Genomic DNA, 24589 nt, shown 5'->3' with positions numbered 1-24589 from the left:
TTCTTATTGGGTGGCACTATACACGGTTAGGCTGTTACTGCGAGAGGCAACAGACCGCAACACGCCGCTTCAGGCGGGCCTTTGCCGGCGAGCCGGCAAAAATGCAACGATTGTGGACGGCCGGCACCGCGAGGGGGGGGCGTGCCCACCCCGCGGCGACTGAGCGACCCCGCCTACATGCAGGCGCCGTAGAGTGCGCGGGTGTTCTCGCGCGTCATCTCGACGGGGTTGCCGCCACAGGACGGATCCTCGAGCGCCATCTCGGTCAGTTCGTCGAGCCGCGCCACCTCGACCCCCATCGCGGTCAGGTTGGCCGGGATGGAAAGCTCTGCGCGCAGGTCCATCACCTTCGCGCGGAACCCGTCGAAGCCGCCCTTGATCCCGAGATAGGCGGCCGCCTTCCCGATCCGGTCCTCGATGGCCTTTCGGTTGAAGTCGAGCACCATCGGCATCACGACGGCGTTGGTCGTGCCGTGATGCGTGCCGTAGACGGCGCCGACCGGGTGGCTGAGCGAGTGGATCGCGCCGAGCCCTTTCTGGAATGCCACCGCGCCCATCGCGGCCGCGCTCATCATGTGCGCGCGCGCCTCGAGGTCGGTCGGGTTGGCGTAGACCTTGGGCAGGTTCTCGAATACCAGCCGCATACCTTCGAGCGCGATGCCCTGGCTCATGGGGTGGTAGAAGGGGCTGGAATAGGCCTCAAGGCAGTGGGCGAGGGCGTCCATACCGGTGCCGGCGGTGATGAACTTCGGCATTCCCACGGTCAGTTCCGGGTCGCAGATCGTGACGGCGGGCAGAAGCTTCGGATGGAAGATGATCTTCTTCTTGTGGGTCTGGGAGTTGGTCAGGACACCCGCGCGCCCGACTTCCGATCCGGTTCCGGCTGTCGTCGGCACCGCGATGATCGGCGCGATCTTCGACGCATCGGCGCGGGTCCACCAGTCGCCGATATCCTCGAGCTCCCAGACGCTGACGGTCTGATGGACCATGAGCGCGATCATCTTGCCGAGGTCGAGCGCGGAGCCGCCGCCGAAGCACACGACCCCGTCATGCCCGCCCTCGCGATAGAATTTCAGGCCCGCTGCCATGTTGATTTCATTGGGGTTCGGATCGACTTCGGAAAAGACGGCATGGCCGAGGCCAGCGGCGTCGAGAATCTCGAGCGCCTGCGTCGTGATCGGCAGCGAGGCCAGCGCCTTGTCGGTCACGAGAAGCGGGCGCTTCATGCCGACCGCCTTGCAGTGGTCGGCCAGTTCCTTGATGCGGCCCGGACCGAATTTGATCGCGGTGGGGTAGGACCAGTTGGCGGTCGGCACAGTCATTTCGTCACCTTCTTGAGATGGTAGGATTTCGGCCGCGTGACCGATTGGAAGCCCAGGGGAGAGAGTGCGGCGCCGCGCCCGGTATCCTTGCAGCCGGTCCAGCAGAGCGCGGGGTCGAGGTAGTCGCAGCGGTTCTGGAACACCGTCCCGGTCTCCAGCTGCCGGCCGATCCGCGCGGCCCGTGCGCTGTCGGCGGTCCAGAGCGAGGCGGTCAGGCCGTAGTCGCAATCGTTCATCATCGCGATGGCGTGATCGTCGTCCTTCACCGGCATGATGCCGACCACGGGGCCGAAGCTTTCCTCGCGCATCACTCGCATCTCGTGGTTGACGTTCACGAGGATCTGCGGTGCGAGGTAGGCGCCGCCGTCATCCTCGGGGAAAAGCGCGGGGTCGATGAGCGCCGTCGCGCCATCGGTGATCGCATCGGCGATCTGGCCGCGGACGGTGTCGGCAAAGCGCCTGTTGGCCATCGGGCCGAGCGTCGTCGAGGCTTCGAAGGGGCTGCCGAGTTTCAGCGCCTTGACCCAGGCCACGGCCTTTTCGACGAATGCGTCGTAGAGGCTTTCATGCACATAGATCCGCTCGATCCCGCAGCAGCACTGGCCGGCATTGTACATCGCGCCATCCATCAGGCTGTCGACGGCGGCGTCGAGATCGGCGTCGTCCATGACATAGCCCGGATCCTTGCCGCCAAGCTCGAGCCCGAGCGCCGTGAACGTCCCCGCCGCCGCTTTCTCCATCGCCACGCCGCCCCCGACGGAGCCGGTGAAGTTCACGAAGCCGAAGGCGCGCTGGCCGATCAGGTCCTCGGTCACCTGGTGGTCGAGAACGACGTTCTGGAACACGTCCTCGGGCACACCGGCGGCGTGGAAGGCCTCGGCCAGCCGTTCACCCACAAGCAGCGTCTGGGTCGCGTGCTTCAGAATGACCGCATTCCCGGCGATGAGGGCCGGGGCCAGCGTATTGATCGTGGTAAGGTAGGGATAGTTCCAGGGCGCCACGATGAAGACGATCCCGTGCGGCTCGCGCTCTATCCGGCGCTCGAAGAGGTTGGAGTTCTCCACGACCATCGGCGCAAGAGTGTCGGCCGCAATCTCGGCCATGTAGTTGGTGCGGTCGTCGACGCCGCCGAATTCGCCGCCATAGCGGGTCGGGCGGCCCATCTGCCAGGCCAGCTCCTCGACCACGCGCGCCTTCATCTCGTTGAGCTTCGCGACCCCCGCCTTCACAAGCGCGATGCGCTCCTCCAGCGGCCGCTCGGCCCAGCCGTGCTGGGCGGCCCTGGCGCGCGCGACACAGGCCTCCGCCTCGGCCAGCGTCAGGGCCGGACGCTCGGCATAGACCCGCCCGTCGACGGGCGAGATACATTGGATCATCTTGGTCATGTCGTCCTCACTTGGCGCACACCGCGCCTCATACGGCGTTAGAGCCGCTCAAATCCCCGCTTCACTTCCCAGTCGGTCACGACGCGGTTCTGTTCCTCGATCTCCCAGCGGGCGGCGCGGGTGTAATGGTCCACGACATCGTCACCGAAGGCCGCGCGCAGCATCTTCGACTTGCTCATCAGGTCGGCCGCCTCGCCCAGCGTGTGCGGGATCTCGCGCACCCTCTTGGCGTGATAGATATCACCGGCGATCGCGGGTTCCAGTTCCAGCTTCTGCTCGATCCCGGCCAGCCCCGCCGCCAATAGACCGGCGCAAGCCATGTAGGGGTTGAGGTCGGCGCCGCCGATCCGGCATTCGACGCGGATCGCCTTGGTGCCTTCGCCGCAGACGCGGAAGCCCGCCGTGCGGTTGTCGAGCGACCAGACCGCCTTCGTCGGCGCGAACATCCCCACGACAAAGCGTTTGTAGCTGTTGATATAGGGCGCGAGAAGCGGCGTGATCTCCCGCGCGTAGGCGAGCTGTCCGGCGATGTAGTGCTTCATCAGGTCGGACATGCCGTGCGGGTCCTTCTCGTCCCGGAAGGCGGGCTTGCCGTTCTTCCAGAGCGACTGGTGGACATGGCTCGACGAGCCGGCGCGTTCGTGGCTGTACTTCGCCATGAAGGTCGCGGCGCGGCCGTGCTGGAACGCGATCTCCTTCACGCCGTTCTTGATGATCGCATGCATGTCGCAGGTATCGAGCGCATCGGAATATTTCGCGTTGATCTCTTCCTGCCCGACCTCCGCCTCGCCCTTGGAATTCTCGATCGGAATTCCCGCGTCCCAAAGCCCGTTGCGGATCGCCCGCATCACGCTTTCTTCCTTGGTTGTGCCGAAGATCGAGTAGTCGATATTGTGCCGCCCGAGCGGCTGGAGGTTCTGGTAGTTGCGGTCGTTGAGGTCGTCGTAGCTGTCCTGGAACAGGAAGAACTCCAGTTCCGTCGCCATCATCGCGTCAAAGCCCATCGCCTTCGCCCGCGCCACCTGCCGCTTGAGGATCGCACGCGGGGAAACGGCGACCTCTTCGTGCGTGTGGTGGTCGAGCAGGTCGCAAAGCACCATCGCCGTGCCTTCGAGCCAAGGAATATGGCGCAAGGTCGAAAGGTCGGGTTTCAGGACGTAGTCGCCGTAGCCCTTCGACCAACTCGCCGACTTGTAGCCCGGCACCGTGTACATCTCGACATCGACGGCGAGGAGGTAATTGCAGCAATGCGTCTCTTCCCAGGCGCCGTCGATGAAGTGCCGCGCGACGAAGCGCTTGCCCATCAGCCTTCCCTGCATGTCCGGGAAGCAGGCGAGTACGGTGTCGATCTCGCCACCGGCGACGGCTTTCTTCAGCGCGTCGAATGTCAGATTTGCGGGCATTCAGCCTCTCCCTGTTTGCGTCGGTGGCGTGGATTCGCGCCCCGCCTTACCCGTGGTTCTAACATTTGATCAAATTGCCCGATAGGGCGCAGATGGGTGTCTCGGTCGCGGTCGCGAAACCGGGCGGCGGTGCTCCGCCGCCCGGCGGGTCGTTGTCAGACGTTGCGGTAGGGCCGCCCGGCCTTCACCATCGTCTCGTTGTACTTCTCGATGATGCCGACGACCTTGGCCTTGGTCTCGCTTTCGGCCGCGATCTCTTCCCAGAACTTCCGCGCGGCTTCCTCGACCGTCGCCCATTCCTCGTCGGAGATGGAGGTCAGCTTGGTCTCCGCGCCCTCGACCCGAAGCCGCGCCTCGCCGGCCCAGTACCAGTGCTGGCGGTAATAGTGCGACTGCTCGAAGCAGGTCTGCATCAGCAGTTGCAGATGCGGCGGCACCGCGTCCCAGCGTTCCATATTGGCGAAGAAGTGGCCGATCCAGGCGCCGGAGATGTTGTTGGTCAGGAAATTCGGCGCGAGCTTGGCCCAAGACGCGGTATAGACCTCGGTGATGCCCGACCATGCGACGCCGTCGAGCTCGCCCGTCTGCAGCGCGATCTCGATGTCTTCCCACGGCAGCGTGACCGGCACGACGCCGAACTGCGCGAGGAAACGGCCGGCGGTCGGGAAGGTGAAGACGCGCTTGCCCTGAAGGTCGGCCAGCTTGGTTACCGGATCCTTCATGGAGAAGTGGCAAGGATCCCACGACCCGGCCGAGATGTGCTTGATCCCGACCTTGGCGTATTCCTCCTTCCAGATCTCGTCGAGACCGTAGTGGTTGAAGAGCGCGGGCACGTCGAGCGAGTAGCGCAGCGCCAGCGGGAAGTAGCCGCCGAAGACGGTCACCTCCGTCGGCGAGGCCATGCTGTCGTCATCCGACTGGACTGCGTCGATCGTGCCGTTCTGCATCGCGCGGAACAGTTCGGACGTCGGCACAAGCTGGTCCGAGAAGAAGAGCTCGATCTCCATCTGGCCGTCGGCGATGGTGTTGAACGCCTCGATCGCTGGCTGGATCACCTCGGCGCCAAGGGCCGCGCCGGCATAGGTCTGAAGCCGCCACTTGATCGGCGCCTGGGCCCGGACCGCAGGGGCCGCGAGGGTCGCCGCGCCGGCGGCGAGCGCGCCCGTGGTCAGAAACTTGCGTCTTGTGGTCATCGTGTCTCTCCTTGTTGCAGATGGGTGCCCCTTGGTTGGGGTCTGGACTTGGGTGTCATAGCAGGACCTCAGGCAGCCACAGCGCGATCTCGGGGAAGACCATCACGACGATCAGCGTGATGACCATGACCGCGACGAACGGAAAGACCGAGCGATAGATCATCGGCAGGGTGAAATCGGACGGGGCCATGGCGCGCATGAGGAAGAGGTTGTAGCCGAAGGGCGGTGTCAGATAGGCGATCTGGCAGGTGATCGTGTAGAGGATGCCGTACCAGATCAGGTCGAAGCCGAGCGCCTTGGCAAGCCCGACATAAATCGGCGCGACGATCACCAGCATCGCGGTATCGTCGAGGAACATCCCCATGATCAGGAAGCTGAGCTGCATCAGGATCAGCACTTCCCAGGCCGTCAGCCCGAGGTCGCGGATGAAGAAATTCTCGATTGCCCGGCCGGCGCCGAGCCCGTCGAAAACCGCCCCGAACGACAGGGCCGCCATGATGATCAGCATGAACATGGTGGTGATGGCGAGCGTGCTGCGTGTCGCAACCTCGAACACTTCGCGGGTGAAGCGGCCCTTGATCACCGCCGCGCCGACGGCCGTCAGCGCGCCGACCACCGAGGCTTCGGTGAGACTCGTCCAGCCTTTGATGAAGGGGATCATCATCGCGCCGAAGATCACCAGCGGCAAAAGCCCCGCGCGCAGAAGCCGGATGCGTTCGGGCCAGCTGACCTCGGCCCGTTCCTCCGCCGTCATCTTGGGGGCGAGGGAAGGGTTCAGCCAGCAGCGGGTCACGATGTAGACAACGAAGAGCGAGGCCATCAGAAGTCCCGGCAGCAGCCCGGCGAGCCAGAGCTGGCTGACGGGTTGCCGCGCGATCTGGGCGAAGAGCACCAGCACGACCGAGGGCGGAATCAGGATCCCGAGGCTGGACCCGCCCTGGATCACGCCCGAGATCATCAGCTTGTCGTAGTTGCGCTTCACGAGTTCCGGCAACGCGATCGTGGCGCCGATCGCCATGCCGGCGACCGACAGACCGTTCATCGCCGAGATCATCACCATCAGCATGATCGTCCCGACCGCCAGTCCGCCCGGTAAAGGCCCGAACCAGACGTGGAACATCTTGTAAAGATCCTCGGCCAGACGGCTTTCGCTCATCACATAGCCCATGAAGACGAACATCGGCAGCGTCAGGAGCGAGTTCCACTTCATCAGTTTCATCACCGACGAAAAGCCCATGTCGGACCCGCCCGGCCCCCAGAGGGAGATCGCCGCGACGACCGCGACGAAGCCGATGGCGCCGAAGACCCGCTGCCCCGTGATCATCATCAGGAGCATGGTCGAGAACATGAGGACCGCAATCGACTCGTAAGACATCAGATTTCCTTGCCGCGGATGATCGCGAAGTCGCGGATCAGATGCGCGATGGCCTGAAGGATCATCAGGACGAAGCTGATGCAGATGATGGTCTTGATCGGCCAGAGATACGGCCGCCAGCCGGTCGGCGACCGCTCCCAGGTCTCGAAGGAATAGACGGTGCTTCCAAAGGCGCCGTAGAGCATCACGCAAAGGTAGAATATCAGGGCGAAGACCGTGAACACGTCCCAGTACGCCTGGGTGCGTGGGCGGAGCCGGGCGTAGAGCAGGTCCATCCGTACGTTGGTGTCCAGAAGGAACGTATAGGGCGCGCCGAGAAGGTAATAGGCGACGAGCGTGAACTGTGCCATCTCCAGCGTCCAGATCGCCGGGACGCGAATGATCTTCGTGATCGACGACCAGAGCAGGATGCCCATGATCACGAACAGCAGGTACATCGCCATCCGGCCGACGCGATAGTTCAGCGCCTCGATCGAACGGACATAGGTGCGGCACCAGTTCGGCATGTCAAATCGCAGCCTTTTCCGCGGGTTTCGGGGAAATCGCGGCAAGCGCGGCGCGAAGAACCGGGGCGAGGCCATCGGCCATTGCGCGCTCGGCCTCGGCATCGGCGATCAGGTCGTTGCGGATCTCAAGCATCACGTTCGCAAGACCGTAGGGCGTTGCCTGAAGCCGGAGCGTGTGCGTCACCTCGTCGGCGACCGAATAGGGCTCGTTCAGGCGGCAATCGAGACCGGTGCGCGCTTTCGCCTCGGCCAGCACCGCGCGGGCGAGAGCCGGGTCGGCATCGTGGATGATGCCGAACTCGACATCGCGCTGCTTGCCGAACCAGACCGGGGTGAAACTGTGGACCGTGACGATGACCGGCGGCGTGCCGGCCGCCAGCTGCCGCGCGATCTCGGCGTGAAGGGCGGCGTGGAAGGGCAGGTAGACGGCTTCGGTCCGCCGCCGCCGCTCGGCCGGCGTCAGAGCCGCGTTGCCGGGAATGTCGTAGGTCTCGCTCCGCGCGGCCATCGCGCCGGCGGAATGCGGCGGCCGGTTCAGATCGTAGATCAGACGAGAGATGCCGGCGGCGACGAGTGGTGCGTGAAGGTTGGTGGCGAGCCGTTGCGCGACCCCCAGTGCGCCCGGGTCCCAGGCGATATGCGCGGCCCGCGCCTCGGGCCCGAGGCCGAGCGTGCCGAAAGCCGGCGGAAAGTTGTTGGACGCATGTTCGCAGACGATCAGGAACGGCCCCGGCGCATCGCCGTTCTCGGTCTTCACGACCGGAAGGCCCTGAATTCCTGCCGCCACCATTTCCCCGATGCCCCCTGATTCACCCCTTCAAGGCTCGTCCGTCGCCCCGCTTTCTGTCAAGATGTTTTCTGAACGAAAATTTCTGTTACAATCCTTTCGGGAGTGCGGCCCGAACGTCTCGGGCTGTAAGGGAGTGCCGTTGAGTGCCAGGTGCCGTGCGGACGATAGAACAGCAGATCAAGGCCCGCTTCGATGACCTCACGCGGGCGGAGCGTCAGCTGGCCAGCCATATCACGCGGAACTATCCCGTGGCCGTTCTCGGCTCCATCACCGCGCTTGCGAAGAGCGCCGACGTCTCGACGCCGACGGTGGTGCGGCTGGTGCAGAAGCTTGGCTACAAGGGCTATCCGGATTTTCAGGCCGTGGTCCGGTCCGAGGTCGAGGAGCGCCTGATCTCGCCCATCGCCAAGCATGACCGCTGGGCGGGTGGCGTGCCGGACACCCATATCCTCAATCGCTTCGCCGATGCGGTGGTGGGCAACCTGCAAGCGACACTCGGCCAGATCGACCATGCGGAGTTCGACGCCATCGCCCGGCTGATGGCCGACAAGAATCGCAAGATCCTCGCCATGGGCGGGCGGATCACTCATGCGATGGCGGATTATTTCGTCACCCACATGAAGATCATCCGCCGCGACGTGACGCTGATCTCCGGCATGTCGAATGCCTGGCCGCCGGCGCTGATCGACCTGGCGCCGGGCGACATTCTCCTGGCCTTCGACATCCGCCGCTACGAGAACAACGTTCTGAGCCTTGTCGAGATTGCCGCCGATCAGGGGGCGGAGGTCGTCCTGATCACCGATCAATGGGTCTCCCCGGCGGCCGAGCGCGCCCGGTATCGGCTTTCGGCGCATATCGAGGCGCCCTCCGCCTGGGATTCGACGGTGGCCATCCAGGTTCTGATCGAAACGCTTCTGGCGGCGGTGCAGACCCTGACCTGGGACGAGACGCAGGCGCGGATGAAGCGGCTTGAGGACCTCTACGCCCGCGCGCGGTTCTTCAGGCGGTCGCGCTGATCACACCGTCAGGGGCGGCGGCCGGTGGCGCATGCCCGTGGCGGCATTCAAGCCGATGGCGGTCAGCAGGACCGCGCCGCCGGCAAAGGTGCCCGCACTCGCACTTTCGCCGAGGAAAAGCCAGACCCAGACCGGCGACAGCATCACTTCTGCCATCGACAGAAGCCCGATCTCGGCCGCCGGCACGACGCGGCTTCCGGCCGTGTAGATCGCCATGCCGAGGCCGAGCAACACCACGCCCATCAGCATCGCGATCCCGATCGACCTGAGCGGAAGCGCGAAGCTTTCGCCGCGCGCCGCGATCACGCCTGCGGCGACGAGGATGGAGAGCGTTCCTCCGATGAGGACCGCGGGCAGCATGTCGCCAAGCCGTCCCCAGCGCAGCGTGATCGTGAAGGCGGCGAAGCCGACCGAGGACAAGAGGGCGGCGAGGTTGCCGATTCCGGCGCCGATGGCGAGCCCTTCCCGCACCATCACGAACATGCCGATCCCGGCCAGCGCGATGGCGCCCCATGTCGCCGGCCGCACCGGTTCCTTCAGAAGAAGCCAGGCCATCACCGCCGTCATCAGGGGGGCGGCGGCAAAAAGGAAGACGGCATTGGCGACGGTGGTCGTCTGGATCGCGAAGATCGCGCCCGAGAAGGCGAAGACGAGGCCGGTCCCGCCAACGAGCCCTGGCCAGCCTGCCTTGCGGATGCGGGCGAAAGGAAGCCCGCCCGATCGGTGCCAGATCACCACGAAAAGCACCGGCACCAGCCCGAGCGAGCGGTAGAATAGCACCTGCCATGTCCCCGCATCGCCCATCAGCCGGATCGCGAGGCCCATGAGAGACCAGAGCACCGCCGCCGCAAAAACGAGGATCACACCCCGCCGATAGCCGATCTCGCCGCCCATCCCGTCCCTCCCTTTCGGGGCAGACTGGCCGACCGGGCATGGGGCGGTCTCATCCGATGCCGACGCGGGTTTATGTCGTTTTCGGCGGCCTCAGGCCGTCCTCAACCAGCCGTCTGCAAGGCTCACCCGGTCGCAGCCGGCGAACCGGGCAAGGCGGTCAAGCTCGGCCATCAGCCGCGCGATGCGGCCCGCGCCCATCGCGACGCCCGGTTCCGGCCAGAAGGCACGGACCGCAAGCCGCCCCTCGGCGCGAACCGCTTTCGCGTCGAGCCGGCCGATGATCCGGTCGCGTTCCATCACCGGGAAGACATAGTAGCCGTACTGGCGCTTGGCCTCCGGGACGAAGACCTCGATCCGGTAGAAGAAGCCGAAGATCCGCTCGGCGCGGTTTCGGTCGCGGAGCGCGGGATCGAAGGGCGAGAGGATGCGGACCCGGTTTGGCGCTTCCCCCACCGCCGCCGCCGCGTCTGTCACGTCGGGCCGAGCGAAGCAGTTGCGCAGACGGCCGTCGGCGCCTTCCACGGCGATCTCGATAATCTCCCCCCGTTTCAGGGCGCCAGCGCACCAGTCCTTCGCTTCCTGTGGCGTAACGGTATCCCAGAACGATGCGATCTCGCCCGATGTCGCGAAACCGAGCCGGTCGAGTGCCGCGTTGCAGGCCCAGACGATGGTCTCGGCCTCTGCGGGCGCAGACGCGGCATGGGCGTCGGGATGCACACGTTCCGTGAGGTCGTAGACCTTGGCGAAATTCCGGCGGTGGCAGACGCTGAGTGCGCCGGACCGCCAGAGGTATTCGAGGGCGGTCTTCGACGGGTGCCATTCCCACCAGCCGTCCTTGCCGCGCGTTTCGTCGGTGCCGACATCGCCCGATCCGCACGGCCCGCCCGTGCGGATATGGGCAAGGACGTCCTCCACCTTCGCGTGAAACTCGGACCCTTGCCAATCGGCCCAGCGGGTATGGATACGCTCCGCATCGCGGGCGAAGCGCAGCTTCCAGTGGTCGAAGAACTCGGTCGGGATGACCGAGGCGTCATGGGTCCAGTGCTCGAAGAGCGTGCGGTCGCGTTCCAGAAGACGGGCGAGGTTGCCGGGCCGGTAGCCTTGCCGCCGCGACCAGAGGATCATGTGATGCGCGCGCTCGACCGTGTTGATGCTGTCGACCTGAACGAAACCGAGGCGCCGGATCAGCGCCAGGAGGTCATCGCCCTTCGCGGGACCGGACGGCGGCTCGATCAGCGCGTGACGGTCGAGGAAAAGCCGCCGCGCCTCCGCGTTGCCGAGGAGTGGCAGGCTCATCCGCCCCAGGTCCGCTCCAGAAGCGCGAGCCAGTTCTCGTGGGCGAGCTTGCGCACCAACGCCTCGTCGTAGCCATGCGACCTTAGCGCCGCGATCAAGCGGGGCAGGCCGGCCACGTCCCCGATATCCGCCGGCACAGTGGACCCGTCGAAATCCGATCCGAGGCCGACCCGGTCCTCGCCGAGCCTGCCGATCAGGTGGTCGAGGTGGCGCAGGACCGGATCCCATCCGTCGAAGGTCGATTTCCGTCCGTCCTCGCGCAGGAAGACGGTGGCGAAGTTGAGCCCGACCATGCCGTCCGACTCGGCGATCATCGCCAGTTGCCGGTCGGTGAGGTTACGCGTCGACGGGGTGACGGCGTAGGCGTTCGAATGGGTGGCGACGAGGGGCGCGTCCGAGATCGCGGCGACGTCGTTGAAGCCCGCCTCGTTGAGGTGGCTGAGGTCGATCATGATCCTGAGCCGGTTGCATTCGGCGATGAGCCGCTTGCCCGCCTCGGTCAGTCCCGGCCCGCTGTCGGGCGATCCGGGGTATCGGAACGGGACGCCGTGGCCGAAGACGGTGGGCCGCGACCAGACGGGCCCGAGCGAACGCAAGCCCGCCGCGTGCCAGAGGTGGAGCGCGTCGAGATCCTCGCCGATGGGCTCGGCGCCCTCGAAATGCAGGATCGCGGCGATCTTGCCTGCCGCCATTGCCGCGCGGATATCGGCGACGGAGCGGCAGATCGACAGCGCGCCGGTCCGCTCCATCCACATCAGGTGCCCGACCATCGCGGCCGCCACCGGCTGCGCCTCTTCCGCGCCGATGAGGTCCGGCAGTGGCAGGTCGTAGGGCGGGGCATCCATGATCGCCTCGTAGTCAGGCGCATCGTGTGCCACGGGCGAGGGGATGTAGACGGCGAAGAAACCGCCCGCGAAACCGCCGGCCTTCATCCGGGGCAGGTCAAGGTGGCCTTTGCCTTCGCCCGTCAGCCAGATCGTGTCGCGATTCCCCGGATCGCGGAGAAGCCGCAGGAGGAAGTCGTTATGGCCGTCGAAAACAGGGATCATGATGCCTCGGCTGGAGTGTAGCCCCCGGAAGCCGAGAGCAGTTTCTTCGTGTAGTCGGTCTCGGCCCGGTGGGCGGCGAGGGCGTCGCGCGTCAGTTCCTCGACCGCAAGCCCGTGTTGCATGACGATCAGGCGGTCGCACATATGGGCAACGACGGCAAGATCGTGGGAGACCATTATGTAGGTCAGGCCCCGCTCGGCGCGGATCCGGTCGAGGAGGTTCAACACCTCGGCCTGGATCGAGGCGTCGAGGGCGGAGGTCGGTTCATCGAGCAGTATGACCTCGGGTTCGAGGATCAGCGCCCTTGCGACGGCAACGCGCTGGCGCTGGCCGCCGGACAGCTGGTGCGGATAACGGAAGCGGAAATCGGCGCCGAGGCCGACATCGGACAGCGCCTTTTCGATCCTCTCCTCCCGACGGTCGAAGCCGTGGATGGCCAGCGGCTCGGACAGGACCTTGTCGATCGTGTGGCGGGGATGGAGCGAGGCATAGGGGTCCTGAAAGACCATCTGCACTTCGCGGTAGAATTCGGCCGAGCGGGGATCGCTGAGAGGTTTGCCGTTCAACCGGATCGTGCCGGCCGTGGTCGGCGCAAGGCCGCAGATGGCGCGCAGGACCGTCGACTTGCCCGATCCGCTTTCGCCGACGATGCCGAAGCTTTCCCCCCTTGCGACCGAGAACGTGACGCCGCGGACCGCCTGCACCGTATCGGCGCCGCTGCGGAAGGTGACGTGAAGATCCGTCGCGTCGAGCATCACTCCGCCCATGCCGCGTCCCTTTCAAGTGTGGGCAGCGGGCGGACCCCGCCCTCGATCTTCGGCAGGCAGTTCATCAGGCCTCGTGTGTAGGGGTGTTGGGCCTTCGAGAGTTCGGAGGCCTTCAATTCCTCGACCACCCGGCCGGCATACATGACGAGCACCCGGTCGCAGAAGGAGGAGACGAGGCGCAGGTCGTGACTGATGAAGATGAGGCCCATGCCGCGGTCGCGGACGAGCGCGTCGAGGATGCGCAACACCTCGACCTGCACCGTCACGTCGAGGGCGGAGGTGGGCTCATCCGCGATGAGAAGGTCGGGCTCGGTGACGAGCATCATCGCGATCATCGCACGCTGGCCCATGCCGCCCGAAAGTTCGTGCGGATAGGCGCGGAACACGCGTTCGGGGTCGCGGATCTGCACCGCCTCCAGCATCGCGAGCGCGCGGGCCTTCGCCTCGGCCCGGGTCTCTCCGGCGCCGAACTTCAGCGCCTCAAGAAGCTGCTTGCCGACGGTCATCACCGGGTTCAGCGAGAATTTCGGATCCTGCATCACCATCGACATCCGGGCGCCGCGAAGCTTGCGCCAGGTGGCGGCGGAGGCGTTGCGGAGGTCGATTCCGTCGAAGTCGAGAACCTTTGCGGTGGCCTTCCCCGGCGGCGGCGTCAGCCCGAGGATCGCGCGGCCGGTCTGGCTCTTGCCCGAGCCGCTTTCCCCGACGATACCGAGCCGTTCGCGGCCGAGGGTGAAGGAGACGCCGCGCACGACCTCGGAGGGGCCCTGCCGGGTCGGGAAGGTGATGCGCAGGTCTTCGACCGTGAGGAGGGGCGTCATCGGCGGGAGCCTCCGGCGGGGATATTTGCAGCAAGATGAAGGATCATTTGCGGGCCTTGGGATCGAGCACGTCGCGCAGGCCGTCACCGAGAAGGTTGAAGCCGAGCGAGACGATGAAGATGGCGATGCCGGGCATGGTGGCGACCCACCACTGGTCGATGAGGAAGCGCCGGCCTGCCGCGATCATCGCGCCCCATTCCGGTTGCGGGGGCTGCGCGCCGAGGCCGAGGAAGCCGAGGCCCGCCGCGGTCAGGATGATCCCCGCCATGTCGAGGGTGACGCGGATGATCACCGACGAGAGGCAGAGCGGCGTGATATGATACCAGAGGATCCGCGCCGACGAGGCCCCCTGAAGGCGCGCGGCATTGATGAAATCGCTGTCGCGGATCGTCAGCGTTTCGGCACGGGCAAGGCGGGCGTAGGGCGGCCAGGAGGTGATCGCGATGGCGATGATCGCGTTTTCGATGCCGGGGCCGAGGGCCGCGACGAAGGCGAGCGCGAGGATGAGGCGCGGAAAGGCGAGGAAGATGTCGGTGATCCGCATCAGCACGGTATCGACCCAGCCGCCGAAATAGCCTGACGTGGTGCCGACCAGAAGGCCGATCGGCGTGGCGATGACGGCGACCAGAACCACCACCATCAGGGTCAGACGCGAGCCGTGGACGATCCGGCTGAAGATGTCGCGCGACAGGTCGTCAGTTCCGAGCAGGTGGTCGCCGGACAAGGGCGGCAGGAACCGCGCGGTCCGGAGGTCGCCGCCGATCACCGGGTCATAGGGGGCGATGACGTTGGCGAAGATCGCGACGAGGATCAGCGCGACGACGATGCCAAGCCCGATCATCGCCAGCCAGTTCGAGCGGAAGGCGAGCCAGGTCCGGTAGGCCTGTCCGAACCGCGCCTGGCGGCGCGAGGCGGGATGGTCGGAGAGAAGCCATTCGCGGCGGGTCATCGCGGTCATTTGCCCCTCCGGACGCGGGGGTCGAGAAGCGTGTAGAGAAGGTCGGAAAGCAGGTTCAGCCCGACGAAGATCAGGCCGATCACCAGCGTGCCGCCGAGAACCGCGTTCATGTCGGCGTTCTGGAGCGAATTGGTGAGGTACTGGCCGAGGCCGGGCCAGGCGAAGACCGTTTCGGTCAGGACCGAGCCTTCGAGGAGGTTGGCGTAGGACAGGGCGACAACGGTCACAAGCGGCACGGCGGCGTTCCTGAGCGCATGGACCCAGATGATCCGCCATTCCGGCACACCCTTGACCCGCGCGGTCGTGACGTATTCCTGCGCCAGTTCATTCAGCATGAAACTGCGGGTCATGCGGCTGATATAGGCCATCGAGAAATATCCGAGGAGCGAGGCGGGCAGGATGATGTGCGAGAAGATATTGCGGAATGCCCCCCACTCTCCCTGCATCGCGCTGTCGAGGAGAAGGAGACCGGTCTTCGGTGTGATCGCGTATTCATAGGCGATGTCGATGCGGCCCGGCCCGGCGACCCACTGGAGGCGCGCGTAGAAGACCAGAAGCCCGAGGAGACCGAGCCAGAAGATCGGGGCGGAATAGCCGACGAGGCCAAAGACCCGCACCAGCTGGTCGGCGAGCCGGCCCTGACGCACCGCGGCCCAGACCCCCATCGGGATCCCGAAGAGCGTACCGATCAGAATGGCGACCGTGGCCAGTTCCAGCGTTGCGGGGAAGACGCGGTGGATGTCGTCGACGATATCGCGCTTGGTCAGGAAGCTCTGGCCGAAATCGCCGGAGAGCACTTTCTGGAGGTAGATCCAGAACTGCTCGTAGAGCGGCTTGTCGAGGCCAAGCTCCACGAAGACACGGTCGTAGACCGACTTCGGCGCGCGGTCGCCGATAACTGCGAGCACCGGATCGACGGGCACGACCCGGCCGATGAGGAAGGTGACGACGAGGAGGCCGAGAAAGGTCAGCGCGACGGTCGCGAGGAGTTTCACGACCTTCCAAGCGACATGCAGGAGGGCGCTGCCGCGCCCTCCGCCGGTTGTCGTATCGCCCATGCTACTTGGTCACGTGCGCGTAGTTGTTGTCGTTGAACGACGGCCCGACGATGAAGCCGTTGACGTTGTTGCGCATCGCCGAGACCTCGATCTCCTGGAACATGATGACGAAGGGCGAGGTCTGCTGATGCTCCTTCTGGATCTCGATATACATCTCGGCGCGCTTGGCGGCGTCGCCTTCCAGAACGGCGGCATCGGCCTTCGCGGTCATGTCCGGGATGTCCCAGGCGTTGCGCCAGGCCAGCGGCTTGGACGCCGCATCGTCCGAGTTGTCCGGGTTGCGCGCGAAGGTGTCGGCGTTGGTATGCGGGTCCTGATAGTCCGGGCCCCAGCGGCCGATATAGATGTCGTGGTTCCGCGCGCGGTACTTGGTCAGCGTCTGCTGACCGTCGCCCGGGATCAGTTCCATCTGGATTCCGGCCTCCGCCATCGTCTGCTGAATCGCCTGGGCGATGCCAGTGATTTCAGGCGTATTGCGGGTATCCATCGTGACGGAGAACCCGTCGGGCACACCCGCCGCGGCCAGAAGTTCCTTCGCCTTGGCCACGTCGAGCGAGAAGGGGTTGTCGTTCAGCGCGCCGAGGAAGCCCTCGGGCAGGAACGCCTGGTGCACCGTCACCTTGCCCTTCATGATCGTATCGGCGATCGCCTGATAGTCGACGAGGTACTTCATCGCCTGGCGCACTTCAGGCTTGGAGAGATACTCGTTCTTCTGGTTGAGGCCGAGATAGTAGATCGAGCCCTTCGGGCCTTCCTGGATCTTGAGATCCGGATTGGCGCGGACGGCGTCGATTTCCTCGGCGGTGAGGGAGCGGGCGATATCGACGTCGCCCTGTTCCAGCAGAAGCCGCTGGGTCGCGCCTTCGGGGATGTGGCGGTAGATGACGCGGGCCATCGGCGGGGCGTCACCCGAATAGTTCGCGTTCCGCTCCATCACGACGGCTTCGTTGGCGCGCCATTCGCGGATCGTGAAGGGGCCGGAGCCGGCATAGTTGGTCTTCAGCCATTCATAGCCGAAATCGCCGTTGGCCTCGTGCTCCATGACCAGTTTCTTGTCGACGACGAAGCCCACCGTGGCGGTCAGGCAGTAAAGCACCAGCGTCGGCGCGTAGGGCTTGTCCATCTTGAAGACGACGGTGTCATCGCCTTCCTGCACGACCATCTGGTCGACATTCTCGGCGTTCAGGCCGAACTGGGTCAGGATGAAGGCCGGCGACTTGTCGAGCTTGACCGCCCGGGTCAGCGAAAAGACCACGTCCTCGGCCGTGATCGGGTTGCCGCTGGCGAAGGTGCGGCCCGGCTTGATCTTGAAGCTGATCGACATGCCGTCGGCCGCGACTTCCCAGCTTTCGGCGATCTTGCCGTAGATCTTGGTCACGTCCGCCGGATCGTAGCCGATCAGGCCCTCGTAGGAGTTGCCGGCGATCTCCGAGGCCGTGAATTCGAAGATCTCGGCCGGGTCGAGCGAGATGATGTCGTCGATGGCCCAGGCCTGGATCAGCGTGTCGGCGGGCGTTTCGGCCCGCACCGGCGCACTGAAGAGCGTGAAGGCCGCGACCGTGGCCGCCAGTAGTGTGCGACTGTGTAGCATTCCTGAAGTCTCCGCTGTCGGTGGTGTTTTCTGTTCGTCCCGGCCCTTGCCGGACCGGGATCGTCGTGCGCCGATTAACCGCTTGGTCAAATTCCGAGTCAAGGATAATCGCCCCCGATGACCGCCGGCGATCGACGCTTGACCCCGGCGGGTCCTGCCGCCAGCCTGCGGCGGAAATCGGAATGGGAGGTCGACGAATGAAACTTCTTCGCTACGGGCCGGCAGGTCAGGAAAAACCCGGACTGCTCGACGCGTCCGGGCGGGTGCGCGACCTTTCGGGGATCGTCCCGGATATCGCCGGTGCGGCGCTTCTGCCCGAGGCGCTGGCACGGCTCGCCGCTACGGATGCGGAGAACTTGCCGCTGGTTCCCGGAACCCCGCAGGAGGATCTGCGGCTCGGCCCCTGCGTCGGCCGGATCGGAAAGTTCATCGGCATCGGCCTCAATTATGCCGACCATGCTGCCGAATCCGGGTTGCCGGTGCCGCCGGAGCCGGTGATCTTCAACAAGTGGACCTCGGCGATCTCGGGTCCCGACGACGATGTCGAGATCCCGCGCGGTTCCGTCAAGACCGACTGGGAGGTGGAACTCGGCGTCGTCATCGGCAAGGGCGGCAAGTATATCGAGGAGGCTGACGCGCTTGCTCATGTCGCGGGTTATTGCGTGATCAACGATGTCTCGGAACGCGAATACCAGATCGATCGGGCGGGCACCTGGGACAAGGGCAAGGGCTGCGACACGTTCGGTCCGATCGGCCCCTGGCTGGTGACGCCGGACGAGGCGGGCGACATCGACGCGTTGAATATGTGGCTCGAGGTCGACGGGCACCGCTACCAGAACGGCTCGACCGCGACGATGGTCTACAAGGTGCCGCATCTCGTCTCTTACGTCAGCCGCTTCATGTCCCTGCAGCCGGGCGACGTGATTTCCACCGGAACGCCGCCGGGCGTCGGCATGGGACAAAAACCGCCCGTCTACCTGAAGGGCGGTGAAGTGATGCGGCTCTCGGTCGAGGGGCTGGGCGTCCAGACCCAGCGGGTGGTCAGGGGCTGAAGTCCGGGCCCGGCCTTCGTCGCAACGGCCCGGCGCAGCGACGGATGGCGACGCGCGCCCCGATCCTTTCGGCTTCCTGAGGACGGCGACGTCGCGCACGTGCTGCCCTCGGGGCCGGGTCGTCAAGCCTGCTCCGCCACTTTCCGCACATTCGCCAGAGGCCCGGGGAAATGGCAGGCGACACCATGCGCGCCCATCGTCAGTTCCGGAACCTTTTCGGCGCAGCGTGCCTCGGCACGGGGGCAGCGGGTGCGGAAGACACAGCCCGACGGCGGGTTGAGCGGCGAGGGCAGGTCGCCCTCGAGCGGGATCATCGCCTTCGTCCGTTCCGCCACGGGGTCGGGGATCGGGACCGCGGAGAGGAGTGCTTGGGTATAGGGGTGCTGTGGTTCGGAATAGAGATTGCCGCCCGCCGCCACCTCCATCGTCCGGCCGAGATAGAGCACCATCACCCGGTCGGAAATATGCTTCACCACGGAAAGATCGTGCGCGATGAAGATCATCGCGAGCCCGAGGTCGCGCTGCAATTCGGCCAGAAGGTTGATCACCTGCGCCTGGATCGACACGTCCAATGCCGAGACCGGCTCGTCGCAGATCAGGAGCTTCGGCTCCACTATCAGCGCCCGGGCGATACCGATCCGCTGGCACTGGCCGCCCGAGAATTCGTGCGGGTAGCGGTTGATCTGGTTGGGCAGCAGGCCCACCCGGTCCATCATCGTCTTGACGCGGGTCCTTCGGTCGCCCTCGGCCATGTCGGGCCGGTGAGTCCTTAGCGGCTCCGCGATGATCTGACCGACCGTCATGCGGGGATTGAGGCTCGCCAGAGGGTCCTGGAAGACCATCTGGATATCGGCGCGGTATTTCAGCATCTCGCGCTTCGTCAGCGCCAGAAGATCGGTCTTGCCCTGCCAGATCGCGCGGCCGGTCGCCGGCACCATCTGGATGATCGCGCGGGCGAGGGTGGACTTGCCGCAGCCGCTTTCGCCGACGATCCCCAGCGTTTCACCTGGGTAAAGCTCGAAATCGACTCCGGAAACAGCGCGCAGAAGCCGGGGCTTCGTCCAGGGCATGTTGCCGGCGCGGCGCAGATCGAAGGTGACGCGCAGGTCCTCGACCCGCAGGAGCGGTTCGGTCATGCCAGTTCCTCCAAGGTTCGGTTGCAGGCGCGCCAACGGCCCGGCGCGAATTCGGCGATCGGATCGAGGTGGTCGAGGCAATCCTCGCCCGCGTAATCGCAGCGCGGCGCGAAGGGGCAGCCCTTCGGGGCGCGCGTCATGTTGGGCGGGCTGCCGGGGATGCTGTCGAGTTCCTCGCCTTGCTGGTCGACCCGCGGGATCGCGCGCAGAAGACCGCGCGTATAGGGATGCGACGGCTCGGCGAACAAGGGATCGACCGGGCTCTGTTCCATCACCTGCCCGCCATAGAGTACCAGCACATCCTCGCAGAACCCCGCGACGACGCCGAGGTCGTGGGTGATGAGGATCGTGGCCATTTCGAAGTCGCGTTGCAGGTCGGCCAGAAGGGTCATGATCTGCGCCTGAACGGTCACGTCGAGTGCGGTCGTCGGCTCATCCGCGATCAGAAGCTCGGGCCGGCAGAGCAGCGACATGGCGATCATGACCCGCTGCCGCATCCCGCCCGAGAATTCGTGCGGGTAAAGCCGGACGCGGCCCGCCGCGTCCGGGATCTTGACGGCATCGAGCATGCGCACCGACTCGGCCACTGCCTCTGACTTGGCCATGCCCTTGTGGTGGATCAGCACCTCGGCCATCTGGTCCGCGACGCGCATGTAGGGGTTGAGCGAGGTCATCGGATCCTGAAAGACCATCGCGATCTTCATCGCCCGGATCGGGTTGATGACCGCCGGCGGCGCGTTCAGGATCTCCTGCCCGTCGAACCGGATCGAGCCGCGGGCATGGCCGTTCTTGGCCAGAAGCCCCATGATCGAGAAGGCGAGCTGGCTCTTGCCGGAGCCGCTTTCGCCGACGATGCCGAGCGTCTTGCCCTTCGCCAGATCGAAGGAGACGCCGTTGACGGCATTCACTACGCCGTCATTGGTGTCGAAGCTGACCCCGAGGTCGCGGATTTCCAAGAGCGCCATGTCAGCGGTCCTTCGGGTCGAGCGCGTCGCGCAGCCCATCGCCGACAAAGAAGAAGGCGAAGAGCGTGATGATGAAGAAGAAGAGCGGGAAAGCCAGCTGCCAGAGCGTGCCGTAGTTCATCGACCCCGCGCCTTCGGAGATGAGCGCCCCCCAGCTTGTCAGCGGTTCCTGCACGCCGAGGCCGAGGAAGGAGATGAAGCTTTCCGTCAGGATCATCAGGGGAACCAGCAATGTCGCGTAGACCGCGACCACCCCCAGCAGGTTCGGCACGATATGGCGGCGGATGATGGTAAAGGTCGGCACGCCCGTCGCCTGCGCCGCTTCGATGAATTCCTTGTGCTTGAGGCTGAGCGTCTGGCCCCGGACGATCCGGCTCATGTCGAGCCAGGAGATGAGGCCGATGCCGGCGAAGAGCATCGCGATCGAACGGCCGAAGATCACCAGAAGCAGGATGAGGACGAACATGTAGGGGACCGACATCAGGATATCGACGGTGCGCATCATGACGTTGTCGGTCCGCCCCCCGACATAACCGGCCGTGGCCCCGTAGAGCGTGCCGACGATGACGGCGATGGCAGAGCCCACGATGCCCACCATCAGCGAGATTCGCGTGCCCTGGACGGTGCGCGCGAACAGGTCGCGGCCAAGGTCGTCGGTGCCGAAATAGTGCCCGTTCGACAGCGAAGGGCCGCCCAGTTCCTGGACCTGACCCATGACCGTGAAGTCCAGCTCCTCGTTCGACCAGACGGCGAGGTAGTTTCCGAAGAGCGCGAAGAGGCCGACCAGGATCAGCACGATCAGCCCGAAAACGGCTGCCTTGTTATGCACGAAGCGCTTGCGCGCGTCGGCCCAGAGCGACCGGCCCTTGACCTCCTCGGCGGCGAGCCGGTCGCTCAGGCTCTTCATCTTGATTGTGTCCACGACCATGGGCTCAGTACCGGATTTTCGGGTCGATCCACGCATAGAGGATATCGACCACGAGGTTGAAGAGGATGGTGAGCGCGCCGACGAGGATCGTGACCCCCATCATCACCGCATAATCGCGGTTGAGCGCCGAGTCGACGAAGCTTTTCCCGATCCCGCCGGTGGAGAAATAGATGTCCACCACGACCGAGCCGGTGATCATCGTGACGAAGGCCGGTCCGAGATAGGAGATCACCGGCAACATCGCCGGCTTCAGCGCGTGACGCAGGATCACCTTGCGCTCCGGCAGGCCCTTGGCGCGGGCAGTGCGGATATGGTTGGAGTTCAGCACTTCCAGCATCGAGGAGCGCGTGATCCGCGCGATCGAGGCCATGAACGAGGTCGAGAGCGCGATGACCGGCATCACGATATACTGCCACTGCCCGCCCTCCCAGCCACCGCCCGGCAGCCACCGCAGCCAGAGCGTGAAGACGAGGACGAGGATCGGCGCCATGACGAAGTTCGGCAGCACCTGCGCGCCGATGGAGACGCCGACGGCGAGGTAGTCGAGCCAGGAATTGTGATAGATCGCGGCGAAGACGCCGAGCGTCACGCCGACAAGGACGGCGAGCGCGAAGGAAAGCGATCCATAGGTCAGCGTGACCGGAAAGCCTTGCGCGATGATCTCGTTCACCGTTCGGTCCTTGTAGATGAAGGACGGGCCGAAATCGAAACCGCTGACGATGCCCCAGACATAGGTCACCATCTGGCGCCAGAGCGGCTGGTCGAGGCCGTATTTCGCCTCGAGGTTGGCGAGGACCTGGGGGGGAAGGGCGCGTTCCTGGGTGAAGGGGCCGCCCGGGGCCGCATGCATCAGGAGGAACGAGATGATGATGAGCAGCAAAAGCGTCGGCACTGCGATGGCCAGACGCTTGGCGATATAGGTGAGCATGGGAACAGATCCGACCGCAAGGGAAGGGGCGCGCCGGTCGGGCGCGCCCCGGAAGCCGCCTCAGTTGGCGACGCGATACATGTCCTTGAGGTACCAGTTCTGCATCAGGTTGTTCAGCCCGGCGCCCCGGAGGTCGGGCTTGATCATCTCGACCTTGGTGTACTGATAGATCGGCGCGAGCGGCATTTCATCCGCGAGGATCTGTTCGGCCTGCTCGTAGAGCGGCGCCGGATCCGCGGCGGTCTTCGACTCCTTCATCAACCGGTCGTAGTCCTCCGAGAAGAACTTGCCGTTGTTGTGGCCCGAATAGCTGGTGAACAGGTCAAGATAGGTCGAGGCTTCGTTGTAGTCGCCACACCAGGCATAGCGCGCCACTTCGAAGTCCTGGTTCTGCATCTTGTCGGTGTGAACCTTCCACTCCATGTTGTTGAGCGTGAGGTTGACGCCGACCCCCTTCCAGAATTGCTGGACCGCGATGGCGATCTTCTTGTGCGCTTCCGACGTGTTGTAGTTGAGCGTCAGATTGAGCGGGTTGTCGGGCCCGTATCCGGCCTCGGCCAGCAGTTCCTTGGCCTTCGCGGTGCGCTCCGCCTGCGACCACGTCGCGTAGTCGATCTCGGGCATCTGGAAGCCCTCCGTCGCCGCATGGGTCCAGTTGTAGGACGGCGCCTGCCCGCCCTGAAGGATGTTGTTCACGATGATGTCGCGGTCGATGGCATAGGACAGCGCCTTGCGCACGCGCACGTCCTGCAGCGCCGCCGGACCCTTCGCCTTGTCGAGGTTGAACATGTAGATATACGAGCAGGACTGCGGAACCGAGATCGCCTCATCGGGATATTCCGCCTTCAGGCGCGGATACTGGCCCGCCGGAATCTGCACCCGGTCAAGCTCTCCGGCGAGGTAGCGGGTCAGGGCGGCGTCGTTGTCGTTGATCGTCAGCGCGGTGACATGCTGCAGGATCGTATGCTCGTTGTCCCAGTATTCCGGGTTCGGCTCCATCACGACCTTCTCGCCGAGGATATGCTCCTTCAGCACATACGCGCCATTTCCGACGAGGTTGCCGGGCTCGGTCCACTTGTCGCCGAACGCTTCGATCACCTTCTGGTTCACCGGGAAGACCGAGGCATGGGTGGTCATCTTCGGGAAGTAGGGGAGCGGGGCGGTGATCTTCACCTCGAAGGTCTGATCGTCGATCGCGCGGACGCCAAGCTCGTCCACCGGCTTCTCGCCGGCGATGATCTCCGATGCGTTCTCGATCTGCATCAACTCGATGTACCAGGCATATTCCGAGGCCGTCGCCGGATCGGCGAGGCGCTTCCAGGCATAGACGAAGTCGTTCGCCGTCACCGGATCGCCGTTCGACCATTTGGCGTTGTCGCGCAGGTGGAACGTGTACGTCGTCTTGTCGTCGGACAGTTCGTAGGACGTGGCGACGCCGGGCACCAGGCTGCCGACCTGATCCTCGTTGTAAAGGCCTTCGAAGAGCGAGCGCATGATCCCCGAGCCTTCGACGTCGGTGTTGATCTGGGGATCCATCGACTTGATCGCGTCGAGAAGCCAGTAGGTGTAGTTCTGGTTCTCGGCCAGGGTTTCGCCGGGCTGCGGCGTCGCGGCGATCGAGGGCAGCGCAATGCCGATGCTGAGAATGGTCGTGAGCAGAAGCTTGTTCATCGTTTGAACCTCCTGTTGGTTGAATTGCGCGGCGGGCTACCGTCGCGCGGGATGCGAGGAGCCTAGTGCGCGCGCCTTGTCTGGCAAGTGAAATGCGCCGGGACGAAACATGTACGTGACGTCAAGATGACGGCCGGATCCGACAGATCGCCCGATGGGCGGTCACATTGCCGGATCGTCCACCTCAAACTGCCGCCGGACATATCTCCATGCCATCCTTACACACCGGCGCGCGCCGTGCTAGAGGGCGGAATGCCGGCGCTACTCCTCATTCTCCTTGTTTCGGTCTTTCTCTATCTCTGGCTGGTGCGGCGCGGCACGACGCTGACCCGGGCCTGCCGCTGGCGCCTTGATCGCAAGGGCGGGGCGGATCACTACCGTTGTGCCGCCTGCGGCGCGGAAACCGACGGGAAGCCCCGTCATTGCCTTCGGCGCGATTGACCGTCAGCGCGCGTCCCGGCAAGGATGGCCAAGATCAGGAGGCC

23 protein-coding genes are annotated in these 24589 nt (G+C 65.1%); 3 read left to right on the top strand and 20 right to left on the bottom strand.

Annotated elements, in window-relative coordinates:
• Window positions 1–173: 173 nt before the first annotated feature.
• From V5734_RS19025 to V5734_RS18995, 7 genes are all read right to left on the bottom strand, one after another.
• Window positions 174–1322 carry an iron-containing alcohol dehydrogenase gene (locus V5734_RS19025; RefSeq protein ID WP_347311178.1) on the bottom strand — a complete coding sequence of 383 codons (1149 nt, stop codon included), beginning with the start codon at window positions 1320–1322 and terminating at the stop codon, window positions 174–176.
• Entirely contained in the window at window positions 1319–2707 is a 1389-nt protein-coding gene (locus V5734_RS19020; RefSeq protein WP_347311177.1) for an aldehyde dehydrogenase family protein, read from the bottom strand. Before V5734_RS19020 ends, V5734_RS19025 begins: the two co-directional genes overlap by 4 nt.
• A gap of 38 nt (window positions 2708–2745) precedes the next feature.
• A complete protein-coding gene (locus V5734_RS19015) occupies window positions 2746–4110 on the bottom strand; it encodes a glutamine synthetase family protein (protein WP_347311176.1) in 1365 nt (454 codons plus the stop codon).
• 155 nt (window positions 4111–4265) lie between these two features.
• On the bottom strand, window positions 4266–5303 hold the full coding sequence (locus V5734_RS19010; protein WP_347311175.1) for a TRAP transporter substrate-binding protein: 1038 nt from the start codon (window positions 5301–5303) through the stop codon (window positions 4266–4268).
• 55 nt (window positions 5304–5358) lie between these two features.
• Window positions 5359–6678, bottom strand: a complete 1320-nt coding sequence (locus tag V5734_RS19005; protein WP_347311174.1) for a TRAP transporter large permease — start codon at window positions 6676–6678, stop codon at window positions 5359–5361.
• Entirely contained in the window at window positions 6678–7184 is a 507-nt protein-coding gene (locus V5734_RS19000) for a TRAP transporter small permease subunit (RefSeq protein WP_347311173.1), read from the bottom strand. The genes V5734_RS19005 and V5734_RS19000 overlap by 1 nt, the downstream gene beginning before the upstream one ends.
• A gap of 1 nt (window position 7185) precedes the next feature.
• On the bottom strand, window positions 7186–7974 hold the full coding sequence (locus tag V5734_RS18995; RefSeq protein WP_347311172.1) for an N-formylglutamate amidohydrolase: 789 nt from the start codon (window positions 7972–7974) through the stop codon (window positions 7186–7188).
• 143 nt (window positions 7975–8117) lie between these two features.
• On the opposite strand from V5734_RS18995, the gene V5734_RS18990 reads away from it, so the two are divergent.
• Entirely contained in the window at window positions 8118–8990 is an 873-nt protein-coding gene (locus V5734_RS18990) for a MurR/RpiR family transcriptional regulator (RefSeq protein WP_347311171.1), read from the top strand.
• Here the strand turns inward: V5734_RS18990 and V5734_RS18985 are convergent, their stop codons facing one another.
• The 8 genes from V5734_RS18985 to V5734_RS18950 all read right to left on the bottom strand — a co-directional run bounded on the left by V5734_RS18985 (window position 8991) and on the right by V5734_RS18950 (window position 17424).
• Complete coding sequence (locus V5734_RS18985) at window positions 8991–9884, bottom strand: DMT family transporter (RefSeq protein ID WP_347311170.1); 894 nt, start codon at window positions 9882–9884, stop codon at window positions 8991–8993.
• Window positions 9885–9974: 90 nt separating this feature from the next.
• Complete coding sequence (locus V5734_RS18980; RefSeq protein WP_347311169.1) at window positions 9975–11180, bottom strand: winged helix-turn-helix domain-containing protein; 1206 nt, start codon at window positions 11178–11180, stop codon at window positions 9975–9977.
• A complete protein-coding gene (locus tag V5734_RS18975) occupies window positions 11177–12229 on the bottom strand; it encodes a dipeptidase (protein WP_347311168.1) in 1053 nt (350 codons plus the stop codon). The genes V5734_RS18980 and V5734_RS18975 overlap by 4 nt, the downstream gene beginning before the upstream one ends.
• A complete protein-coding gene (locus V5734_RS18970; RefSeq protein ID WP_432759646.1) occupies window positions 12226–12996 on the bottom strand; it encodes an ABC transporter ATP-binding protein in 771 nt (256 codons plus the stop codon). The genes V5734_RS18975 and V5734_RS18970 overlap by 4 nt, the downstream gene beginning before the upstream one ends.
• Window positions 12984–13817, bottom strand: coding sequence for an ABC transporter ATP-binding protein (locus V5734_RS18965; protein ID WP_347311167.1), 834 nt, complete (start codon window positions 13815–13817; stop codon window positions 12984–12986). The genes V5734_RS18970 and V5734_RS18965 overlap by 13 nt, the downstream gene beginning before the upstream one ends.
• A 43-nt stretch (window positions 13818–13860) precedes the next feature.
• Window positions 13861–14766, bottom strand: coding sequence for an ABC transporter permease (locus tag V5734_RS18960; protein ID WP_347313667.1), 906 nt, complete (start codon window positions 14764–14766; stop codon window positions 13861–13863).
• Window positions 14767–14771: 5 nt separating this feature from the next.
• Window positions 14772–15833 carry an ABC transporter permease gene (locus tag V5734_RS18955; RefSeq protein ID WP_347311166.1) on the bottom strand — a complete coding sequence of 354 codons (1062 nt, stop codon included), beginning with the start codon at window positions 15831–15833 and terminating at the stop codon, window positions 14772–14774.
• 1 nt (window position 15834) lies between these two features.
• On the bottom strand, window positions 15835–17424 hold the full coding sequence (locus V5734_RS18950; protein ID WP_347311165.1) for an ABC transporter substrate-binding protein: 1590 nt from the start codon (window positions 17422–17424) through the stop codon (window positions 15835–15837).
• A gap of 197 nt (window positions 17425–17621) precedes the next feature.
• Between V5734_RS18950 and V5734_RS18945 the strand changes: the two genes are divergently transcribed.
• Window positions 17622–18476 carry a fumarylacetoacetate hydrolase family protein gene (locus tag V5734_RS18945; protein ID WP_347311164.1) on the top strand — a complete coding sequence of 285 codons (855 nt, stop codon included), beginning with the start codon at window positions 17622–17624 and terminating at the stop codon, window positions 18474–18476.
• Window positions 18477–18598: 122 nt separating this feature from the next.
• Here the strand turns inward: V5734_RS18945 and V5734_RS18940 are convergent, their stop codons facing one another.
• Genes V5734_RS18940 through V5734_RS18920 form a run of 5 tightly spaced genes read right to left on the bottom strand, consistent with a single transcriptional unit; the run spans window position 18599 to window position 24104 of the window.
• The gene (locus V5734_RS18940) at window positions 18599–19612 is read right to left on the bottom strand and encodes an oligopeptide/dipeptide ABC transporter ATP-binding protein (protein WP_347311163.1); all 1014 of its coding nucleotides are present in this window, start codon (window positions 19610–19612) and stop codon (window positions 18599–18601) included.
• On the bottom strand, window positions 19609–20577 hold the full coding sequence (locus tag V5734_RS18935) for an oligopeptide/dipeptide ABC transporter ATP-binding protein (RefSeq protein ID WP_347311162.1): 969 nt from the start codon (window positions 20575–20577) through the stop codon (window positions 19609–19611). Before V5734_RS18935 ends, V5734_RS18940 begins: the two co-directional genes overlap by 4 nt.
• A gap of 1 nt (window position 20578) precedes the next feature.
• Window positions 20579–21484 (bottom strand): ABC transporter permease subunit, encoded by a 906-nt coding sequence (locus V5734_RS18930; protein ID WP_347311161.1) that lies wholly within the window; start codon window positions 21482–21484, stop codon window positions 20579–20581.
• A gap of 25 nt (window positions 21485–21509) precedes the next feature.
• Complete coding sequence (oppB, locus tag V5734_RS18925; RefSeq protein ID WP_347311160.1) at window positions 21510–22433, bottom strand: oligopeptide ABC transporter permease OppB; 924 nt, start codon at window positions 22431–22433, stop codon at window positions 21510–21512.
• A gap of 60 nt (window positions 22434–22493) precedes the next feature.
• Window positions 22494–24104 (bottom strand): peptide ABC transporter substrate-binding protein, encoded by a 1611-nt coding sequence (locus V5734_RS18920; RefSeq protein ID WP_347311159.1) that lies wholly within the window; start codon window positions 24102–24104, stop codon window positions 22494–22496.
• 252 nt (window positions 24105–24356) lie between these two features.
• Here V5734_RS18920 and V5734_RS18915 point away from each other — a divergent pair, with 252 nt between their 5' ends.
• The gene (locus tag V5734_RS18915) at window positions 24357–24545 is read left to right on the top strand and encodes a hypothetical protein (protein WP_347311158.1); all 189 of its coding nucleotides are present in this window, start codon (window positions 24357–24359) and stop codon (window positions 24543–24545) included.
• Window positions 24546–24589: the final 44 nt, after the last annotated feature.

The sequence above is a fragment of the Defluviimonas sp. SAOS-178_SWC genome (genome assembly GCF_039830135.1).
GTDB lineage: Bacteria > Pseudomonadota > Alphaproteobacteria > Rhodobacterales > Rhodobacteraceae > Albidovulum.
The sequence above is the reverse complement of the archived record's forward strand: the minus strand, read 5'-3'. Positions and strand labels throughout refer to the sequence as shown.

Coding starts and splice junctions, on each gene's coding strand:
- V5734_RS19010 (WP_347311175.1), bottom strand. CDS start 5,303: ATGACCACAAGACGCAAGTTTCTGACCACGGGCGCGCTCGCCGCCGGC.
- V5734_RS18985 (WP_347311170.1), bottom strand. CDS start 9,884: ATGGGCGGCGAGATCGGCTATCGGCGGGGTGTGATCCTCGTTTTTGCG.
- V5734_RS18955 (WP_347311166.1), bottom strand. CDS start 15,833: ATGGGCGATACGACAACCGGCGGAGGGCGCGGCAGCGCCCTCCTGCAT.
- V5734_RS19005 (WP_347311174.1), bottom strand. CDS start 6,678: ATGTCTTACGAGTCGATTGCGGTCCTCATGTTCTCGACCATGCTCCTG.
- V5734_RS18975 (WP_347311168.1), bottom strand. CDS start 12,229: ATGATCCCTGTTTTCGACGGCCATAACGACTTCCTCCTGCGGCTTCTC.
- V5734_RS18980 (WP_347311169.1), bottom strand. CDS start 11,180: ATGAGCCTGCCACTCCTCGGCAACGCGGAGGCGCGGCGGCTTTTCCTC.
- V5734_RS18915 (WP_347311158.1), top strand. CDS start 24,357: ATGCCGGCGCTACTCCTCATTCTCCTTGTTTCGGTCTTTCTCTATCTC.
- oppB (WP_347311160.1), bottom strand. CDS start 22,433: ATGCTCACCTATATCGCCAAGCGTCTGGCCATCGCAGTGCCGACGCTT.
- V5734_RS18960 (WP_347313667.1), bottom strand. CDS start 14,766: ATGACCCGCCGCGAATGGCTTCTCTCCGACCATCCCGCCTCGCGCCGC.
- V5734_RS18995 (WP_347311172.1), bottom strand. CDS start 7,974: ATGGTGGCGGCAGGAATTCAGGGCCTTCCGGTCGTGAAGACCGAGAAC.
- V5734_RS18950 (WP_347311165.1), bottom strand. CDS start 17,424: ATGCTACACAGTCGCACACTACTGGCGGCCACGGTCGCGGCCTTCACG.
- V5734_RS18935 (WP_347311162.1), bottom strand. CDS start 20,577: ATGGCGCTCTTGGAAATCCGCGACCTCGGGGTCAGCTTCGACACCAAT.
- V5734_RS18920 (WP_347311159.1), bottom strand. CDS start 24,104: ATGAACAAGCTTCTGCTCACGACCATTCTCAGCATCGGCATTGCGCTG.
- V5734_RS18970 (WP_432759646.1), bottom strand. CDS start 12,996: ATGGGCGGAGTGATGCTCGACGCGACGGATCTTCACGTCACCTTCCGC.
- V5734_RS18965 (WP_347311167.1), bottom strand. CDS start 13,817: ATGACGCCCCTCCTCACGGTCGAAGACCTGCGCATCACCTTCCCGACC.
- V5734_RS18945 (WP_347311164.1), top strand. CDS start 17,622: ATGAAACTTCTTCGCTACGGGCCGGCAGGTCAGGAAAAACCCGGACTG.
- V5734_RS19000 (WP_347311173.1), bottom strand. CDS start 7,184: ATGCCGAACTGGTGCCGCACCTATGTCCGTTCGATCGAGGCGCTGAAC.
- V5734_RS18940 (WP_347311163.1), bottom strand. CDS start 19,612: ATGACCGAACCGCTCCTGCGGGTCGAGGACCTGCGCGTCACCTTCGAT.
- V5734_RS19025 (WP_347311178.1), bottom strand. CDS start 1,322: ATGACTGTGCCGACCGCCAACTGGTCCTACCCCACCGCGATCAAATTC.
- V5734_RS19015 (WP_347311176.1), bottom strand. CDS start 4,110: ATGCCCGCAAATCTGACATTCGACGCGCTGAAGAAAGCCGTCGCCGGT.
- V5734_RS18930 (WP_347311161.1), bottom strand. CDS start 21,484: ATGAAGAGCCTGAGCGACCGGCTCGCCGCCGAGGAGGTCAAGGGCCGG.
- V5734_RS19020 (WP_347311177.1), bottom strand. CDS start 2,707: ATGACCAAGATGATCCAATGTATCTCGCCCGTCGACGGGCGGGTCTAT.